We start from the raw sequence: 18,789 nt of genomic DNA on the forward strand, positions 1-18,789 counted from the left end.
GCCTTGACCGCCGTCTGAACATCAAAGCAGGAATCAAACTTATGCAACAAAAAATCCGTTTCCAAATCGAAGGCATGACCTGTCAGGCATGTGCTTCACGTATTGAAAAAGTGTTGAACAAAAAAGACTTTGTCAAATCGGCGGGAGTGAACTTCGCCAGCGAGGAAGCGCAGGTTACGTTTGACGACAGCAAAACCTCCGCAGCCGACATTGCCAAAATCATTGAGAAAACCGGTTACGGCGCGAAGGAAAAAACGGAAGATACATTGCCGCAAGCTGAAGCAGAACACCATATCGGCTGGAGGTTGTGGCTTTTGCTGGTCATCAATATCCCCTTCCTTATCGGTATGACGGGGATGATGATCGGCAGACACGATTGGATGATTCCGCCGTTGTGGCAGTTCGCATTGGCAAGCGTGGTGCAACTTTGGCTGGCGGTGCCGTTTTACAAAAGCGCGTGGGCGAGCATTAAGGGCGGACTGGCGAATATGGACGTGCTCGTTACCATCGGCACGGTCTCGATTTACCTGTATTCCGTCTATATGCTGTTTTTCAGCCCGCACGCGGCGCACGGTATGGCGCATGTGTATTTTGAAGTAGGCGTGATGGTGATCGGTTTTGTGTCGCTGGGCAAATTTTTGGAACACCGCACCAAAAAATCCAGCCTGAACAGCTTGGGCTTGCTGCTCAAACTCACGCCTACCCAAGTCACCGTGCAACGCGATGGCGAATGGAAACAACTGCCCATCGACCAAGTGCAAATCGGCGACCTAATCCGCGCCAATCACGGCGAACGCATTGCCGCCGACGGCATCATCGAAAGCGGCAGCGGCTGGGCGGACGAGAGCCACCTCACCGGCGAATCCAATCCCGAAGAGAAAAAGGCAGGCGGCAAAGTGTTGGCGGGCGCACTGATGACCGAAGGCAGCGTGGTGTACCGCGCCACGCAGCTCGGCAGCCAAACCCTGCTCGGCGACATGATGAACGCGCTCTCTGAAGCGCAAGGCAGTAAAGCACCGATTGCGCGCGTGGCGGACAAGGCGGCGGCAGTGTTCGTGCCTGCCGTTGTGGGCATCGCGCTTTTGACTTTTATCGCTACTTGGCTGATTAAGGGCGATTGGACGCTCGCATTGATGCACGCCGTTGCCGTTTTGGTGATTGCCTGCCCGTGCGCGCTCGGTCTGGCAACGCCCGCCGCGATTATGGTCGGCATGGGCAAAGCGGTGAAACACGGCATTTGGTTTAAAGACGCGGCGGCGATGGAAGAAGCCGCCCACGTCGATGCCGTCGTGTTGGACAAAACCGGTACGCTGACCGAAGGCAGGCCGCAGGTTGCCGCCGTTTATTGTGTTCCCGACAGCGGCTTTGACGAAGACGCTTTGTACCGCATTGCCGCCGCTGTCGAACAAAACGCCGCCCATCCGCTTGCCCGAGCCATCGTTTCCGCCGCCCAAACGCGCAGCTTGGAGATTCCCACCGCACAAAACGCCCAAACCGTTGTCGGCGCAGGCATTACTGCCGAAGTGGAAGGTGCGGGATTGGTGAAAGCGGGCAAAGCCGAATTTGCCGAACTGACCTTGCCCGAGTTTTCAGACGGCATTTGGGACATTGCAAGCATTGTTGCAGTCTCGGTCGATAACAAACCTATCGGTGCATTCGCACTTGCCGACGCGTTGAAAGCCGATACCGCCGAAGCCGTAGGCCGTCTGAAAAAACACAATATCGATGTCTATATTATGAGCGGCGACAACCAAGGCACGGTCGAATACGTCGCCAAACAGCTGGGCATCGCACATGCCTTCGGCAACATGAGTCCGCGCGACAAGGCCGCCGAAGTGCAGAAACTCAAAGCTGCCGGCAAAACCGTGGCAATGGTCGGCGACGGCATCAACGACGCGCCCGCGCTCGCCGCCGCCAACGTCAGCTTTGCGATGAAAGGCGGTGCGGACGTTGCCGAACACACCGCGTCCGCCACGCTGATGCAGCATTCGGTCAACCAGCTCGCCGATGCCCTGCTGGTATCGCAGGCAACGTTGAAAAACATCAAGCAAAACCTGTTTTTCGCCTTCTTCTACAATATCTTGGGCATTCCGCTCGCCGCGCTCGGTTTTTTAAACCCCGTCATCGCAGGCGCGGCAATGGCGGCAAGCTCGGTTTCGGTATTGGGCAATGCCCTGCGCCTGAAACGGGTAAAAATTGATTGACCGCATATAACCACCCGACAGCTTTTCCGAACGGATAAGGCTGCCGCTGCCGATATGCCGTCTGAAGCCGTTTTTCAAATGATTGATATGAATACAGAAAACCGTTCTCCGGAACAATTCGACATCCCGCTCTTTCTCAAAAACCTGCCCAAGCTGCCGGGCGTGTACCGTTTTTTTGACGAAGGCGGCAAAGTCTTATACGTCGGCAAAGCGGTCAACCTCAAGCGGCGCGTGTCCGGCTATTTCCAAAAAAACGACCATTCGCCGCGCATCGCATTGATGGTGAAACAGGTTCGCCACATTGAAACCACCATCACGCGTTCCGAAGCCGAAGCCCTGATTCTCGAAAACAACTTCATCAAAGCCTTGTCGCCCAAATACAATATCCTTTTCCGCGACGACAAAAGCTATCCTTATCTGATGCTCAGCGGCCATCAATATCCGCAAATGGCGTATTACCGGGGCGCGCTGAAAAAGCCCAACCAATACTTCGGCCCGTATCCCAACAGTAACGCCGTGCGCGACAGCATTCAGGTGTTGCAAAAAGTCTTCATGCTGCGCACCTGCGAAGACAGCGTATTCGAGCATCGCGACCGCCCTTGCCTGCTGTATCAAATCAAACGCTGCACCGCGCCCTGTGTCGGACACATCAGCGAAGAAGACTACCGCGACAGCGTGCGCCAAGCCGCCACCTTCCTCAACGGCAAAACCGACGAACTAACCCGAACCCTGCAACACAAAATGCAGGCCGCCGCCGCGAATCTGCAATTTGAAGAAGCCGCCCGTTACCGCGATCAAATCCAAGCACTCGGCATCATGCAGAGCAACCAGTTCATCGACAGCAAGAACCCGAACAACCCCAACGACATCGATTTGCTCGCGCTGGCGGTTTCAGACGGCATCGTCTGCGTACACTGGGTCAGCATACGCGGTGGGCGGCACGTCGGAGACAAAAGTTTCTTCCCCGACACCAAAAACGATCCCGAACCAAACGGGCAAGACTACGCCGAAGCCTTCGTCGCCCAACACTATCTGGGCAAAAGCAAACCCGACATCATCATCAGCAACTTTCCCGTTCCCGATGCGTTGAAAGAGGCTTTGGAAGGAGAACACGGCAAACAAATGCAGTTCGTAACCAAAACCATAGGCGAACGCAAAGTCTGGCTGAAAATGGCGGAACAAAACGCACAAATGGCGATTGCCCAACGCCGCCTGCAACAAAGCAGCCAGCAAAACCGCATCGACGAGTTGGCAAAAATCCTGAACATGAATTCAGACGACCTCAACCGCCTCGAATGCTTTGACATCAGCCACACCCAAGGCGAAGCCACCATCGCCTCCTGCGTTGTGTACGATGAGCAAAACATCCAGCCTTCGCAATACCGCCGCTACAACATCACGACCGCCAAACCCGGCGACGACTACGCCGCCATGCGCGAAGTATTGATGCGCCGTTACGGCAAAATGCAGGAAGCCGAAGCCAACGGCGAAAGCGTCAAATGGCCGGATGTCGTGTTGATTGACGGCGGCAAAGGGCAAATCGGCATCGCCGTGTCCGTATGGGAAGAACTCGGGCTGCACATTCCTTTGGTCGGTATCGCCAAAGGCCCCGAGCGCAAAGCCGGTATGGAAGAACTCATACTGCCTTTTACCGGCGAAGTCTTCCGCCTGCCCCCGCACAGCCCCGCCCTGCACCTTCTGCAAACCGTGCGCGACGAATCACACCGCTTTGCCATTACAGGCCACCGCAAAAAACGCGACAAAGCACGCGTTACCTCGTCCCTCGGCGACATTCCCGGCGTAGGCAGCAAACGCCGCCAAGCCCTGCTTACCCGCTTCGGCGGTCTGCGGGGCGTGATTGCCGCCAGCCGCGAGGACTTGGAAAAAGTAGAAGGCATCAGCAAGGCATTGGCGGAAACCATTTATAATCATCTGCATTAGTATGCCGCCAAAGCAAAAACCGCCTGTAAAAATATGATACAGCAGGCCGGCGTGCCGATATAAACCTAACTTCATAACACATAACGATGATTCGACAAAACGGAAAACGATCTGACATGAACAATCCCGACTTACCCTATCGGCAGGCCTTGGAACGCCTGTCTCAAGAACAATATAACTTTACCGAAGTCCGCCGACTGCTGACAGAAGCGGCCTCGGCAGGTCATCCCGCCGCCGCATTCGAGTTGGCAAAACACCTGATGAACGCGGACAGCCCCTACCAAGACCGCGAACAAGGTATGGAAATGCTCCGCATCGCCGCCGAACAGGGACATCCCTACGCGCGTTACAATCTAGCATATATCCAAGAATTGGAAGGCGTGCGCCCGGAAACCTTGATATCGCTTTACAGGCCATTAGCAGAGGAAGGGCTGCCTGAAGCACAAGTCCGCCTGATGTACCTGCTGTATGCGTCCCTGCATTTTGAAGAAGCCCTGAAATGGGCAAAAACAAGCGCAAAAAACAACAACCCCCACGGGCAATACCTGCTTGCCCAATACTGCCGGTACGGCACACCGCCGGATTTTGAAACGGAGCACCTGCTCTACCGAAAAGCGGCGGCACAAGGCTTGCCGGAGGCACATTGGCAGCTCGGGCTGCAATATCGTTTCGGGCAAGGGACGAAAGTCGACACGGCACAGGCCGTCAATCATTTGCGCGCCGCCGCGCAACAAGGATACATTCCCGCCTACACCCCGCTTGCCGAACTCATCCTACCTACGGCTCCCGATGAAGCCGTTTACCGGTTCCAACAGGCGGCACAGGAAAATGACCCCGATGCCCATGCCGCACTGGCCGACATCTACCTACAAGGCAAGCATCTGGAAAGAAACCACAAACATGCCCTACGTCATGCCGAAGCAGCCGCAGCCGAACGTCATCCCGAAGGTTTGCGGATACTGGGCGACATCTACCGCTACGGTCTGGGCATCGCTTCCAATAAAGAAAAAGCCCTGCATTATTACCGGCAGGCAGCCGAAGCAGGCAGCCTTGCCGCGCATCAGAAACTCATGTCCGACAGCGCGTTAAACCATCCCGAGCAATATGGCAGCATCAAAGATTCCGCCATCAAATGCCAAAGGGCAGAGCAGCTTTATCAAAAAGCCCAAGCCCTTCATTACGGATTACAATGCGCGCCCGAATACGCAGCCGCGCTCAAACTCTACACAGAAGCCGCAGAGCTCGGACACAGCAAAGCCCAAACCAATCTGGGCAGTATGTATTACTTCGGACAGGGCATAGCCGCCGACTACGGCAAAGCCCGCAAATGGTTTGAACAAGCTGCCGCGCAAAAAGACAGTATGGCGTTCTACAACCTCGCCTGCATCCATTACAGCGGACACGGCGTCGAGCCGGACAAAGAAAAAGCCTGCCGCTACCTGCAAGAAGCCATAAACAACGGATACAGGCAAAAAAGCGTTCTGCAAGAACTGCTGCAACAATGGCAAAATGCCGTCTGAACACCGTTACACCTACCCTGCCGAAACGAAACAGGTATAATCGCCCCTTTCCCTTCCCGCCGTCCGAACAGGCATTTCACATTCAGACGGCATCCTGATTGCACAAGCGCACGGAAGCATTATGACAGACACCGCCGAAAACCAAACACCAAACGACCATCAAGCCGGACACCCCCGCAGCATCCGCAGCTTCGTCCTCCGCCAAAGCCATATGACCGCCGCGCAGCAACGCGCCATCGATACCTTATGGGACAGCTTCGGCATCGGCTACCAAGCAACACCGGCCGATCTTAATGCCCGTTTCGGAAGCAGCCGACCCAAAATCCTCGAAATAGGCTTCGGTATGGGGACGGCAACCGCAGAAATCGCCCGCAGGCTGCCCGAAACTGACTTTCTTGCCATCGACGTACACGGTCCCGGCGTAGGCAACCTGCTCAAACTCATCAACGAAAACCATTTAGAAAACATCCGCGTGATGCGGCACGATGCCGTAGAAGTTGTCGAAAATATGCTGCAAGACGGCTCGCTCGACGGCATCCACATATTCTTCCCCGACCCCTGGCACAAAAAACGCCACCACAAACGCCGCCTGATACAAGTCCCTTTCATCGCCAAACTGCTGCCCAAACTCAAAACCGGCGGCTATATCCACCTGGCGACAGACTGGGAAGAATATGCACAGCAGATGCTTGAAGTCCTCAGCAGCTTCGACAGCCTGCAAAATACGGCGGCAGACTACGCCCCCACCCCGGACTACCGCCCCGAAACCAAATTCGAAGCGCGCGGCAAACGCCTCGGACACGGCGTTTGGGACTTGGTATTCAAACGGATCAGATAACAAACCGCCGTTTGAAAAAATGCCGTCTGAAGCATGTTTGCTTACAGACGGCATTTTTTAAGATAAAGCAGCAAGTAATGTTTCGATACAAAGTTTAAAACAATAGTTTGAACGGCAAAACGCGTGTGTACCGCACGCATCCTTGTAGGTTTTATGCACATCGGTTTTAAAGTTTGTGCCGCCCGCAGGTAGTGGCACGCGGTTGGCGGAGATGCAGGCTACCGCTTGCTAATTATTCATCGTTACCAAAAGAAGACTTAGATGTATATTCAGGCATAGTTAACAAAACAACTAAACCTCTATTTACTGGAAAATAAAATGACTTATTTAAAAATAATAATAACTAGTATAGTTTTATACATTTTATTATTACAAATTAATCTCAAAATGTTAGAAAAAAGGATTGATTTCTTGGTAGGAAATATAGATAAATATTACCAGCAATATGGATCTTATCCAAATAATTTTGATTTTATATCAACTAAAACTGATTTTACCACTGAATCATATTGTGATTTTTGGGATAAAAATATTGCAGGATATGGTAATTGTTACTTCATAAAGAATGATAAAGACTATACTATTTTAGTCATGGGTTTCTCATCGAAAATACTATTTTCATCTCACAATAAAATAAAAGAATTCAATTCAAATAAATATGATTAAATACAACAAGCAAGCCGTAGCCCGCATAAAATCTTTAGTTTTCCGTAGGTCGGATTCTCGAATCCGACATTACTTTAATCGTATTCAATAGAAAAGTCCGCATTGCCGCCACCCCAATTATGCGGATAAATACCCTGTTTGACATAACGGTGAAACGTAGAAAACCGCCAATCGGAAATTTGCCCTACATAGCCATGTCTGACCGGATTGAAATACAGATAATCAAAATGGCAGGCAAAATTGGCCTCATCGCGGATAGTATGTTCCCCAAAGCGTTTTGCCAAAGCCTGAGATTGCCGCCGATTAAATATTGGTAAAAAAGGAAAGCCTACAAGTTTAAAATTTAAATTCCCAGCTAAATAAGGTTTTACTATGAATAAAGAAACAGCAGAAGAAATACAATGCGGATTTGAATATTTGGCCTTCGATGATCTTACTCCGATATCTTTTGCACCACTAGGGCGCGAACCGCAAACATGGCAATGGCAATTTGCAGTTGAATTTATATATCGGCTATTAGTATGTGAATTGGCTATTTTATGGCCTTTTACATTTGATAAAAAACAAGAGATATTCCTGTTTTGCCAGGAATTTGCAAAACAAAATCCTTTTGGTATGGAAAATAATGAATTATGGTATTCTGGGGAAATTACATTAACAAAAAAAGGTTTGGATTTAGTTAAATTTTATATTCCCGAACTATTCGAATGCGAAGATTTGCCATTTGAGCTTAATCATTCGTTCATTCTAGCACTAGAATCTATTTTTTCAGATTATGAAGTTCCATGGGAAGAAAATAATCCATTAATACCTATAAAAATATTAGATAATAAATAAATTACGTAGGTAGGCTCAAAATTTCTTCAGAGACGATTAAGAAGCAAGCTATAGCCCATATGAAATCTTTAGTTTTCCATAGGTTCGATTCTCGAATCCGACATTTTGGGCGTTGCTGCAATGGATTGCAACGACGGGAATGTTAAAGGTTTTGTCGGATACAAGTATCCGACTTAGAGTTGCTTGCTGAACAGCATCAAGGCGGCATTCATCGAGCAGATGGAGCATTAAGAAATCTTCAAAAACATTTGGATAGATAATATGTTTGAACAAATAAAAAATTCTTCTATTATTGTGAATAATTTCGATGAATATTCATTATGCCAAGAGAAAAATCTATTTTTTAAATTACCAGATAGTGATTTTATAGAGTTAGAAAAGCATATCCAAATCCCATATGATTCATTCTGCTTTTGGAAAGAAATTGGTTATGGTTTTCTTACTGTAAATGAAAGTGGAAGTATTCGCTCAGAGTCCGATAATCGAATTATGGATCCTTTATCCATTTTAGATATATTGATTGGGGAGTCAGAACAAGTTTCTTCTGATTTTGTTATTGAGCCATATCAAGTACCATTTTTCGAAAGATTTAGTGAATATTTTATTTGTTTTGATAGGAGAAATTTAGATAAGCCTAAACAACCTGTCTATTGGATATGGGATATGGAAAATCCGTTAGCTGACTCAATAGAGAGTTTTATTTACAAGTTATTTGAAAATCCTGATTTTTTTAAATGAAATTTAGTAGGTCGGATTCTTGAATCCGACCTACGCTTGCTTCAGACGGCATTTTTCTCACTTCGCCCCAAACAACAAATTCTCCTTAATCCCCCGTATCCTATCCCGCAACACAGCCGCCTCTTCAAACTGCAAATCCCTAGCCGCCTGCTGCATGGCTTTTTCCAGTTTGGCGATTTCTTTAACCGCATCTTCTTCGTTGTGAATCTCGCCGACTTTGACCTTGTTTTTGCCTTTCAGACAGCCTTTTCCGCCGTCTTCTTCGTGGTACACGCCGTCGATGATGTCTTTGACTTGTTTTTTAATCTGTTGCGGCACGATGCCGTGTTCTTCGTTGAATTTAATCTGTTTTTCGCGGCGGCGTTCGGTTTCGTCGATGGCGGCTTTCATGGAGTCGGTGATTTTGTCGGCGTACAGGATGGCGACGCCGTTCACGTTGCGTGCGGCGCGGCCTATGGTTTGAATCAGGCTGCGGTGGGAGCGCAGGAAGCCTTCTTTGTCGGCGTCGAGGATTGCGACGAGGGAGACTTCGGGGATGTCGAGGCCTTCGCGCAAGAGGTTGATGCCGACGAGTACGTCAAACAGTCCGAGCCGCAAATCTCTAATAATTTCAACGCGCTCTACAGTATCAATGTCACTGTGCAGGTAGCGCACTTTGATGCCGAGTTCGCTGTAATAGTCGGTGAGTTGCTCTGCCATGCGTTTGGTAAGGGTGGTAACGAGGACGCGTTCGCCTTTTTGGATACGGTCGTTGATTTCGCTCATTAAGTCATCAACTTGGGTGGCGACGGGGCGGATGATGATTTGGGGGTCGACCAGCCCTGTGGGACGGACGACTTGTTCGACCACTTGTCCGGCGTGTTCTTCTTCGTATTTGGCGGGGGTGGCGGACACAAAGATGGTTTGCGGCATGACTTTTTCAAATTCGTGGAATTTGAGCGGGCGGTTGTCGCGGGCGGAAGGCAGACGGAAGCCGTAATCGACGAGGTTTTGCTTGCGCGATGCGTCGCCTTTGTACATGCCGCCGATTTGGGTGACGGTAACGTGGCTTTCGTCGATGAACATGATGGCGTTGTCGGGCAGGTAGTCCATCAGCGTGGGCGGCGGTTCGCCTTCTTTTTTGCCGGAGAAATGGCGGGAGTAGTTTTCGATGCCTTTGCAGAAGCCCATTTCGTAGAGCATTTCGAGGTCGAATCGTGTGCGCTGTTCAATGCGTTGTTGCTCAACGGGGCGTTGTTCGCGGGCGAAAAATTCGATGCGTTCGCGTAGCTCTTCTTTGATGGACTCGCAGGCGCGCAATACGGTGTCGCGCGGGGTAACGTAGTGGCTGGACGGGAAGACGGTGTAGCGGCCGACGCGCTGGATAAGGCTGCCGGAAAGCGGGTCGAACATATCGAGGCGGTCGATTTCGTCGTCAAACAGGCTGATGCGCAAGGCGTTTTCGGAGCTTTCGGCGGGGTACACGTCAATCACGTCGCCGCGCACGCGGAAGCTGCCGCGTTTGAAGTCCAAATCACCGCGTTCGTACTGCATGGAAACGAGCGTGGTGATGATGTCGCGCTGCTCGATGGTGTCGCCTTCTTTGACGGACAATACCATTTGTTGATACTCGGTCGGGTCGCCGATACCGTAAATGGCGGACACGGTGGCGACGATAATCACGTCGTCGCGCGTCATTAGGTTTTTGGTGGCGGAAAGGCGCATCTGCTCGATGTGTTCGTTGATCGCGCTGTCTTTTTCGATGAACAAATCGCGGCTGGGCACATAGGCTTCGGGCTGGTAATAGTCGTAGTAGGAGACGAAATATTCCACCGCGTTTTCGGGGAAAAACTCGCGCATTTCGGCATAAAGCTGGGCGGCAAGGGTTTTGTTGTGCGCCATGATGATGGCGGGGCGGCCGCTTTGCGCGATGACGTTCGCCATGGTGTAGGTTTTGCCCGAACCGGTTACTCCGAGCAGGGTTTGATAGGCAAGGCCGTCTGAAAGCCCTTCGAGCAGGCCGGCAATGGCGGTGGGCTGGTCGCCGGCGGGCGGGAAGGGTTGGTGGAGTTTGAAGGGGGAATCGGGGTATCGGATAACTTCCATAATCTTGCCTGTGATGCGTTTGCGGACAAAGCGTGTAGTAGGGATGGGTCAGAAACGTCTTTCAGACGGCATGGAATAAAAGACATTCCCGACCGTATGCCGTCTGAACTCAACCGCAATCCCAAGTGAATGCCGTTTTGGAAAAATCGCATTTTTCCAAATCTTCGGGCGCGATAAAGAAATTGCCGACACCCATATCGCCCCACATAATGTCTATTCCTTCGTTCTCGTCATATTCGCTTTCCAATTGGAACAGCAGTTCATAGCCTTCCAAACTGCCGTCGCGCGGATCGTATTGGGCAAAGCAGGGATAACCGCCAATACAGTGTCCCGCCTGATTGGAGGCTTCCCGATAGTTCTCGTAAAGCCGCCAATCGTTATTACCCGTATCCGTAACCCTTTCGAGAATCAGCTTGCGCATTTCCGGAAAAGTCCGATCGAAACGGTAATCGTCGAAAGACAGATATTGCATCTCCGGTTCGGAAAAAACCATGCGGAATTCTTCCTCTGCACTAAACGGCAGACCGACTCCGAAATCCCCGAAATCGGAATATGCCGGAACATCCGAACGCAAACCTTCCTGCCGCACTTCGCGATGGTACAAAACACGGAATCCCTTTTGGGCGCGCAAGTCGTCGAAATCCATGCCCGACAAATCGTCGTAACCGTCGACAAAGAACTGGACGATGCCTTCGGTCGGATAGCCCGGCAGATGCGGCATTTGGGCAAAGTTGATTTGCGCCAACAGGGAAAGCGGTTGTCCTTGGTCGTTTTGGGGATATTCCATACCCTCCGGCAGATAAGGTCTGCCACCGACCTTGCTGTCCCACAGTTCTACTGTCTCTTTCTTCAAAGAAAAACGCACGACGGGTTTTGCCGTGGCTGCAATTTTCTCTGCAAACGGTTCAAATTCCGGTAAAAAATCGCTCATAACCTGTCCTTTCAAACATAATATGCCGTCTAAAACCCTTTCAGACGGCATCGTCAAAACCTACTTCTTATCTTTTTTGTCTTTACTTGAAACCGGCTTTTTCGCCGCCAGCCCCAAAGACTTCTGCCACTGCTCGGGCGACTTGACCAAATCCAAAGCCTTGCGCAACTGCTCATCTTTGGCAGGGTTGGGAATCCGCCTTGAAGACAAATCCTCATCCTTTTTCTTTTTGCCTTTTTCTTTTGCAGCGGGTTTATCCCCATTTTCTTCAACCGGCACGGCAAGGGTTTCACTATTGACATCCTCGCCGCCCAAAGGATTGCCGATGTGTCCGACCAAATCCGCCTCACGGCTTTCAAAAGCACGTTCCTTATCTTTTACCTCGACATCCGGAACAATCCCCTGCGCCTGAATGGAACGGTCGTTCGGCGTGTAATACAGGGCGGTCGTCAACTTGACCGCGCTGCCGTTAGACAAGGGAATCAAAGTCTGAACCGAACCTTTGCCGAAGCTCTGCGTACCGACAATCACCGCGCGTTTGTGGTCCTGCAATGCACCTGCGACAATTTCCGAAGCGGAAGCCGAACCCGAATTGATCAACACCGTCATCGGAACGGTTTTCAACTCGGCAGGAATACCCGTCAAAGGATCGCCGCCCATACCGTACATATAATCTTCGGGAACGGCTTTCAGTACCATGCCGTCTTTGCCGTCGCGCCCCTTGGTACTGACGACGACCGCTTCAGACGGCAGAAACGCCGCCGACACGCCGACCGCGCCGGTCAAAAGCCCGCCGGGGTCGTCGCGCAAATCCAACACCAGCCCCTTGAGCGGTCTGCCTTTGTTTTCCTTTACCAGCTCTTTTGCGGCGGTATTGACGCTTTCGACCGTCTTCTCTTGGAACTGCGACACGCGGATATAGCCGTAATCGGGTTCGATCAGGTGATGGCGGACGCTTTTCACTTTAATGATGGCGCGCGTAAGGTTGACGACTATCGGCTTGTCGGCATTTTTACGCGACAGCGTCAAAGTAATCTTCGTACCCTGCTTGCCCCGCATTTTCTTCACCGCTTCGCTGACCGTCATGCCGCGTGTCGAAACATTATCGATTTTCACAATGAAATCGCCGCTTTTCACCCCCGCCCGTTCCGCAGGCGTGTCCTCAATCGGCGAAACCACTTTGACAAAACCGTCTTCCTGCCCGATTTCCATCCCCAAGCCGCCAAATTCGCCGCTGGTCGATTCCTTCATTTCCGCATAACCTTTTTTATCCATATATTCGGAATGCGGATCCAAACCGGCCACCATACCCTTCATCGCACCTTCAAACAAATCGGCATCGGGTTTGTCCTGATAATAGTTTGCCTTAATCTGACCATAAACCTCCGCCATCGTACGGATGGATTGCACCGGCAGGACTTCGTTATCCCGTCTGTCCTTCTCGGCGGCAAAACCCTGCACCGCCAGACTGACGGCCACGCCGCTGATTGCACCCAAGGTATAAAGTGCGATTTTCTTAAAAACAGGTTTCGACATTCTTCTTTAACTTTCTCTCTTGATTTCCAAAAACCGGAAAACACAGGTACGGCAAACGGCAGACTTCACGGAACAGCGCACCATATCGGCACGATTCGCATAAAGTCTACCGTTTCGGCAATCCGATCAACGTATCCAACTCGAAGGGTTCAATACCTGACCTTGATAACGTATTTGCAGGTAAAGCCCCTCTTCCCCGTCCGGCAGCGACCCGCTCGTACCGATTTTGCTTCCCGCCGCGACCGCATAACCCTTGCCGACAGAAATTTCGCTCAAACCGGCATAAATGCTGATGTAGTTCTCGCCGTGATCGACTACGACCACTTTGCCGTAGCCGTCCAACTCGTCCGCATAGCTTACTGTTCCTGCCGCAATGCTTTCAACCGTTGCCGGTGCAGTGGAATAAAACACGCCTTTCCAAACATCGCCGCCGCTCCGGTTCTGCCCGAAAAGTCCGGTCGGCACACCGTCAACCGGTTTTTTCAAACGTCCCTGCATGCGGCTGAAACCGTCGGCACTGCCGATACCCATAACCGAAGGCGCTTGGATGTTCCTGTCTTCGGCAGTCAGATTGGACATTGCCGCACGTCGTGCTTCAGCTTTCTGCTGTACCGCTTCTTTTTCTTTTCTGGCCTTTTCAGCAGCCGCCAGTCTGGCTTCCGCCAGTTTTCTTTTTGCTTCCGCATCCTGAATGCGGTGTTCGGCCTTTTTCTTCTCCAAATTGCTCAAGAGCTTGTTCAGCTGCTGCTCGTTTTCTTTCTGTTCCAGCAGTTTTCGGGCATCTTTGGTGATTTTGGCATTCTGTCTGCGGCTTTCCGTCTGTTCCGCCGCATCGGTTACACCCTGTTTTTTCAGCAGGGATTGCACGTTTGCCTGAATCTTTTTCAAATACGCCAACTCGTTGTTGATTTTCTGCTCTTGAATTGCCAAAGCCTTCTGCTGCTTTTCCAAATCCTTGACGACTTCCTGATTGGAGGCGTTCACATAGCGCGTATAGCGCAAAAAGCGGTTTTTCTGACCCGGTTCGGCATTTTTCAGGAACAGGGCAACCGCATTCGGCTGGCTGTTTTTATAGTTTCCCGATACGAAACGGGAAATCTGCGCTTTCGTACCGGCGACTTCCGTTTTCAAACGGTTCAGCTCGGTATTGAGTTTTTGAAACTTGTCCCAAGCCTCGCGCTGTTTGCGGTTGACGGAAGCAAGGTTGCCGCGCGCCTGACGGATACGCTCTTGGCGGATACGCTCTTCCTGAAGCTGTTTGAGGGAATTGCTAACATGAAGCAGCATTCCTTCGCTTTGTTTGAGCAGGGCTTTTTTGTTTTCGACATCGTTGGTTGCTGCGGCAACGGCGGCTTTCAATTCGTCGGAATCGGTTTTGGCATTTTTCTCTTCCGTGAGTTTTTTGTCCTGTTTCACTGCTTTTCCGTCCTTGTCGGTACGGTCTTTTTTATTTGCAGAAACAGTGTCTTTGTCCGACTTGCCGCCCTTACGCGGATTGTCCTGTCCTTTTGTCTCTTTTTTGCCTTGTTTGTTTTCAGGCTGTGTTTTTGCGTTTTTTTCTTTGGATTCGGACACAGGCTTGCCATATGCCTTTTTGTGTTCCGCCTTCGATTCCTTATCCTCTTCGCGTCCTTTGCGCGCAGACTGCTTGGATGTTGCCTCCTTCTCTGCTTCTTTACGGTTTTTGGCGGTTTTTTTGGACTCTTTGCCCTCTTTTGCCGCCTCTTTGCCGCCTGTTTTTTTATCTTTCACTGCGGCATTTTTGCCTTTTTCTTTTTTGCCTTCCGCCGCTTCTGGCTGTTCTTTTTTGTTCTTCGCCTGTTTTTTCACTTCGGCGGAACGGTTGTGTGCCGCGTCGTGGGCGGCAATGGCGGGCGTGGAAAAAACGAGCATCAGGGCAAGCAGAAGGGGTTTATAGCGCATGGTTCGACCTTCGGAAAAAGTTGGATAATACTGAAGGCTGCACGAAAGCAGCCGGACGTTTGGATTATACTGTCAGTTATGCCGTCTGAAAATGCCGTTTGCCCAATCTTGCACCTTCTTTGCGCAGATACTTGCAATCGGCTCAAACAGCCTTATATTGTGTGGCATATTTTCAATGCTGCAACAGATATTGTGTTCCGACACACAGGGTAGCACATTAAGCCGCATACCGTATGTTGCCCGATTTGGGAGCGTGCGCCCCTCCAAACAAAGCAGGCTCTGCTGCCTTCACGGAAAACAAGGATTCAACCGATAAGGAAATTTTGATGAACAGACTGCTACTGCTGTCTGCCGCCGTCCTGCTGACTGCCTGCGGCAGCGGCGAAACCGATAAAATCGGACGAGCAAGCACCGTTTTCAATATGCTGGGAAAAAACGACCGTATCGAGATGGAAGGATTCGACGATCCCGACGTTCAGGGCATTACCTGTTATATTTCATATGCAAAAAAGACGGCTTGAAGGAAACGGTCAATTTGGAACAAGTAAATTTTGGCAAAATATCTATAAAGGAAATTTTAAAGTACACCCATAATGGAAAAAATATTTTATCAAATTAGCGACCCCACACAAAATGTTCCCGAAGGAGATGACAGTTGGATAGATCAATTGAAACAAGAGAATATAATGTGCGATTGTGGAAATATCATTAAACATACAGCAATTGATGTCTTTCTAAATGAAAAAATAAAAAAAAGTTTTGCTCCAATTACCTACGCAAGAGGTACATTTATTGGAATGTTACATAAAGATATTGTTTCATTACTGGGCATTCAAAATATTGAGAATGTATATTTTGTAGGAAAGGTTTATGATGTAAACAAAACTGTATCCAAAGAATACATTTCAGTTGTTCCAAAATTTAGAATTTATATAAGGGGAGGGAAAGAATCAACTTGTAGTATATGTGAAAAGTGCGGAGTCGTTTTATATTTTCCTTTGCCATTAAATAGTTGGTATATTGTGGATAAATCTATCCCAAATCTCACTTTCTTTCCAAGCGCTTTAACAGGTATTATTGTGAATGACGAAATTTTAAAACAAATAAAAAAATCAGGAATTAAAAGAATTGGATATGAAAAATTGCCAGTATTAAAAGAAGCAATTGATGGTCACAATAGTTGTTTTGGGGCTTTGCCACCGGAATAATGACCTTTTCGGCAAAATCAAGAGTACTCGCAATGTCTTAGTTCCCTCAATATCACTCGCATCATCAAAAGCTGCTAAAAAATCTGCATCCCAAAGTTCTCTAATCCGATTTTGAATGTATTGAGAAACCCATGCCCCCAAATTTCGAGTATTATCTTTCAACTGTGCTACTCCTGCACCGGCTGTTAACTCCCATTCTGTAAACCCAACCGCTTTTCCGATAAAACCATAGTGTATATTTAGACCACAAATCATAGAAAAACAAGAAATGTTTATTCTTATCACAAGACCAATGTTTATACCCTTGAAGTCTTTGTATTGCCTTCTTGTGATTCCAAGGACATCCTGCCGCGTATTACCTTAAAATCCCGCCGATTCGGCTATAATACGCCCCTTCGCAACCGCCCCGGCGGCAGAAATGCCGTCTGAAACCAAATCTGAAATCTGAGGATATTCATGAAAAAAACCCAACGCGGCTACGCCCGCCAAGACCGTGTCAAAGAACAAATTATGCGCGAGCTTGCCGAACTCGTCCGTACCGGACTGAAAGACCCCCGCGCCGGCTTCATCACCATTAACGAAGTCGAAGTCACCCGAGATTACAGTCATGCAACCGTGTTCTATACGGTTTTAAACCAAGACGCGCGCGAAATTACGGAAGAAGTGCTGGAACACGCGCGCGGACACCTCCGCAGCGAATTGGCCAAACGCATCAAGCTGTTCAAAATCCCCGAGCTGCATTTCAAATACGACGAATCCTTGGAACGCGGTATGAACCTGTCCGCCCTTATCGATCAAGTGGCGGCGGAAAAACCGGTTGAAGACTGATACTACTAAAATGAACAATCTGATTCCCGAACATTTAGCCGCCTATGTACATAGTGATGGCCTGCAAATTGAAGGCGGGCATCGTTGCTTTTCATTATCCTGCCAAGGTAGAGATACTTTCCACATCCGTTACTATGGAGAGCCTTTTGATGGATTGATTACCGATACTGATAAGGCTCCGGTAAAAATTGTGGCGGTAGAAGCTGTAAGCGGCGATGAAATCGTACTGTTTGATGGCGCGGAACATGGCTATAACGCTATGTTTTGCAACAAATATAGCCCAAATCAAAAGCAAAACAGAACATTAACTGATTTGGATGAGTATACTTACCGAGTTCTGATTCATCTTTATTACAATATAGACTATGAAGATGAATATGAAGATTTCGTCAATTCTGAAGGACAAGTTCCCTTAATTGATGGTTGCGTCATTAGTTTTGACTCATTAAAACGAAATGGCTTTGATGCAATCAGCGTTGATCTAATTGATGAAAAACACTCTGTTCGTGAATTATTGAATGAAGAATTAAGCTAACACGCAGGCCGTCTGAACCCTTTCAGACGGTCTGAACATTAATATTCCCTAATTAATATGACCAATAAACCCGCCAAACGCCCGGTCAACGGCGTTCTTCTTCTCGACAAACCCGAAGGCCTTTCCAGCAACACCGCGCTGCAAAAAGCGCGGCGTTTGTTTCATGCCGAAAAAGCCGGACATACCGGCGTACTCGATCCTTTGGCGACCGGACTTTTGCCCGTCTGCTTCGGCGAAGCGGCCAAGTTCGCCCAATATCTGATTGATGCCGACAAAGCCTACACCGCCACGCTGAAACTCGGCGAAGCCAGCAGCACCGGCGATGCCGAAGGCGAAATCATCGCCACCGCCCGCGCCGATATTTCCTTAACCGAATTTCAGACGGCATGCCAAGCCCTGACGGGCAACATCCGCCAAGTGCCGCCGATGTTTTCCGCCCTCAAACACGAAGGCAAACCGCTATACGAATACGCGCGCAAAGGCATCGTCATCGAACGCAAAGCGCGCGACATCACCGTTTACGCCATCGATATTGCCGAGTTTGACGCGCCCAAAGCCATCATCGATGTACGTTGCAGTAAAGGCACCTACATCCGCACTCTCAGCGAAGACATCGCCAAACACATCGGCACATTCGCCCACCTGACCGCCCTGCGCCGTACTGAAACCGCAGGCTTTACCATTGCCCAAAGCCACACGCTCGAAGCCTTGGCAGAATTGGACGAAGCCGAACGCGATGCCCTGCTGCTGCCTTGCGACGTATTGGTTTCACACTTCCCCCAAACCGTTTTAAACGATTATGCCGTCCATATGCTCCGCTGCGGGCAAAGGCCGCGCTTCGAGGAAGACCTGTCTTCCGATACGCCGGTACGCGTTTACACGGGAAACGGCCGCTTTGTCGGCCTGGCGGAATATCAAAAGGAAATATGCCGTCTGAAAGCCTTGCGCCTGATGAATACTGCGGTATCCGCCGCCTGAGCGGGAATGAAAAATATGATG

At 49.8% G+C, this 18,789-nt stretch carries 16 protein-coding genes and 2 pseudogenes; 12 read left to right on the forward strand and 6 right to left on the reverse strand.

Translation table 11 applies throughout. The features are described from left to right. Positions 1-41: 41 nt before the first annotated feature. From Q9J80_RS07350 to Q9J80_RS07370, 5 genes are all read left to right on the forward strand, one after another. Positions 42-2,204, forward strand: a complete 2,163-nt coding sequence (locus tag Q9J80_RS07350; protein WP_301673251.1) for a heavy metal translocating P-type ATPase — start codon at positions 42-44, stop codon at positions 2,202-2,204. Positions 2,205-2,258: 54 nt separating this feature from the next. Further along, positions 2,259-4,145, forward strand: a complete 1,887-nt coding sequence (gene uvrC / locus Q9J80_RS07355; RefSeq protein WP_304671593.1) for an excinuclease ABC subunit UvrC — start codon at positions 2,259-2,261, stop codon at positions 4,143-4,145. 116 nt (positions 4,146-4,261) lie between these two features. Continuing rightward, a complete protein-coding gene (locus Q9J80_RS07360) occupies positions 4,262-5,665 on the forward strand; it encodes a tetratricopeptide repeat protein (protein ID WP_304671594.1) in 1,404 nt (467 codons plus the stop codon). A gap of 121 nt (positions 5,666-5,786) precedes the next feature. After that, positions 5,787-6,503, forward strand: coding sequence for a tRNA (guanosine(46)-N7)-methyltransferase TrmB (gene trmB / locus Q9J80_RS07365; RefSeq protein ID WP_304671595.1), 717 nt, complete (start codon positions 5,787-5,789; stop codon positions 6,501-6,503). A gap of 318 nt (positions 6,504-6,821) precedes the next feature. Beyond that, positions 6,822-7,169: a hypothetical protein gene (locus Q9J80_RS07370; RefSeq protein ID WP_301668922.1), complete on the forward strand. Its 348-nt coding sequence runs from the start codon at positions 6,822-6,824 to the stop codon at positions 7,167-7,169. 74 nt (positions 7,170-7,243) lie between these two features. Here the strand turns inward: Q9J80_RS07370 and Q9J80_RS07375 are convergent. After that, a pseudogene (locus Q9J80_RS07375) lies at positions 7,244-7,482 on the reverse strand (REP-associated tyrosine transposase); the annotation flags it as partial. Positions 7,483-7,541: 59 nt separating this feature from the next. On the opposite strand from Q9J80_RS07375, the gene Q9J80_RS07380 reads away from it, so the two are divergent. Both Q9J80_RS07380 and Q9J80_RS07385 read left to right on the forward strand, forming a co-directional pair. After that, positions 7,542-8,006 carry a hypothetical protein gene (locus tag Q9J80_RS07380; protein WP_301673208.1) on the forward strand — a complete coding sequence of 155 codons (465 nt, stop codon included), beginning with the start codon at positions 7,542-7,544 and terminating at the stop codon, positions 8,004-8,006. Positions 8,007-8,267: 261 nt separating this feature from the next. Then, on the forward strand, positions 8,268-8,744 hold the full coding sequence (locus tag Q9J80_RS07385; RefSeq protein ID WP_301673207.1) for a hypothetical protein: 477 nt from the start codon (positions 8,268-8,270) through the stop codon (positions 8,742-8,744). 57 nt (positions 8,745-8,801) lie between these two features. On the opposite strand, the gene uvrB is transcribed toward Q9J80_RS07385, so the two are convergent. From uvrB to Q9J80_RS07405, 4 genes are all read right to left on the reverse strand, one after another. Beyond that, positions 8,802-10,874, reverse strand: a complete 2,073-nt coding sequence (gene uvrB / locus Q9J80_RS07390; protein WP_407075237.1) for an excinuclease ABC subunit UvrB — start codon at positions 10,872-10,874, stop codon at positions 8,802-8,804. A 64-nt stretch (positions 10,875-10,938) separates the two neighbouring features. Then, complete coding sequence (locus Q9J80_RS07395; protein WP_304671599.1) at positions 10,939-11,760, reverse strand: YwqG family protein; 822 nt, start codon at positions 11,758-11,760, stop codon at positions 10,939-10,941. Between the two features lie 60 nt (positions 11,761-11,820). After that, on the reverse strand, positions 11,821-13,296 hold the full coding sequence (locus Q9J80_RS07400) for a S41 family peptidase (protein WP_304671597.1): 1,476 nt from the start codon (positions 13,294-13,296) through the stop codon (positions 11,821-11,823). Positions 13,297-13,422: 126 nt separating this feature from the next. Continuing rightward, the gene (locus tag Q9J80_RS07405) at positions 13,423-15,219 is read right to left on the reverse strand and encodes a peptidoglycan DD-metalloendopeptidase family protein (protein WP_301673204.1); all 1,797 of its coding nucleotides are present in this window, start codon (positions 15,217-15,219) and stop codon (positions 13,423-13,425) included. Positions 15,220-15,545: 326 nt separating this feature from the next. Between Q9J80_RS07405 and Q9J80_RS07410 the strand changes: the two are divergent. Both Q9J80_RS07410 and Q9J80_RS07415 read left to right on the forward strand, forming a co-directional pair. Beyond that, positions 15,546-15,763: pseudogene (locus Q9J80_RS07410) on the forward strand (CreA family protein); the annotation flags it as partial. A 49-nt stretch (positions 15,764-15,812) separates the two neighbouring features. Beyond that, positions 15,813-16,427 carry a hypothetical protein gene (locus tag Q9J80_RS07415; protein ID WP_003752544.1) on the forward strand — a complete coding sequence of 205 codons (615 nt, stop codon included), beginning with the start codon at positions 15,813-15,815 and terminating at the stop codon, positions 16,425-16,427. On the opposite strand, the gene Q9J80_RS10920 is transcribed toward Q9J80_RS07415, so the two are convergent. Further along, a complete protein-coding gene (locus Q9J80_RS10920; RefSeq protein WP_369422235.1) occupies positions 16,371-16,682 on the reverse strand; it encodes a polymorphic toxin type 44 domain-containing protein in 312 nt (103 codons plus the stop codon). The two genes, Q9J80_RS07415 and Q9J80_RS10920, sit on opposite strands and share 57 nt — an antisense overlap. A 201-nt stretch (positions 16,683-16,883) precedes the next feature. Here Q9J80_RS10920 and rbfA point away from each other — a divergent pair, with 201 nt between their 5' ends. Genes rbfA through truB form a run of 3 tightly spaced genes read left to right on the forward strand, consistent with a single transcriptional unit; the run spans position 16,884 to position 18,768 of the window. Beyond that, positions 16,884-17,255 carry a 30S ribosome-binding factor RbfA gene (gene rbfA / locus Q9J80_RS07420; RefSeq protein WP_301669075.1) on the forward strand — a complete coding sequence of 124 codons (372 nt, stop codon included), beginning with the start codon at positions 16,884-16,886 and terminating at the stop codon, positions 17,253-17,255. Positions 17,256-17,265: 10 nt separating this feature from the next. Next, positions 17,266-17,790, forward strand: coding sequence for a hypothetical protein (locus Q9J80_RS07425; RefSeq protein ID WP_301673275.1), 525 nt, complete (start codon positions 17,266-17,268; stop codon positions 17,788-17,790). Positions 17,791-17,847: 57 nt separating this feature from the next. Next, positions 17,848-18,768, forward strand: a complete 921-nt coding sequence (gene truB, locus Q9J80_RS07430; protein WP_301673272.1) for a tRNA pseudouridine(55) synthase TruB — start codon at positions 17,848-17,850, stop codon at positions 18,766-18,768. The last annotated feature ends 21 nt before the right edge of the window (positions 18,769-18,789 follow it).

The organism is Neisseria blantyrii (assembly GCF_962747855.1).
Taxonomy (GTDB): Bacteria; Pseudomonadota; Gammaproteobacteria; order Burkholderiales; family Neisseriaceae; genus Neisseria; species Neisseria viridiae.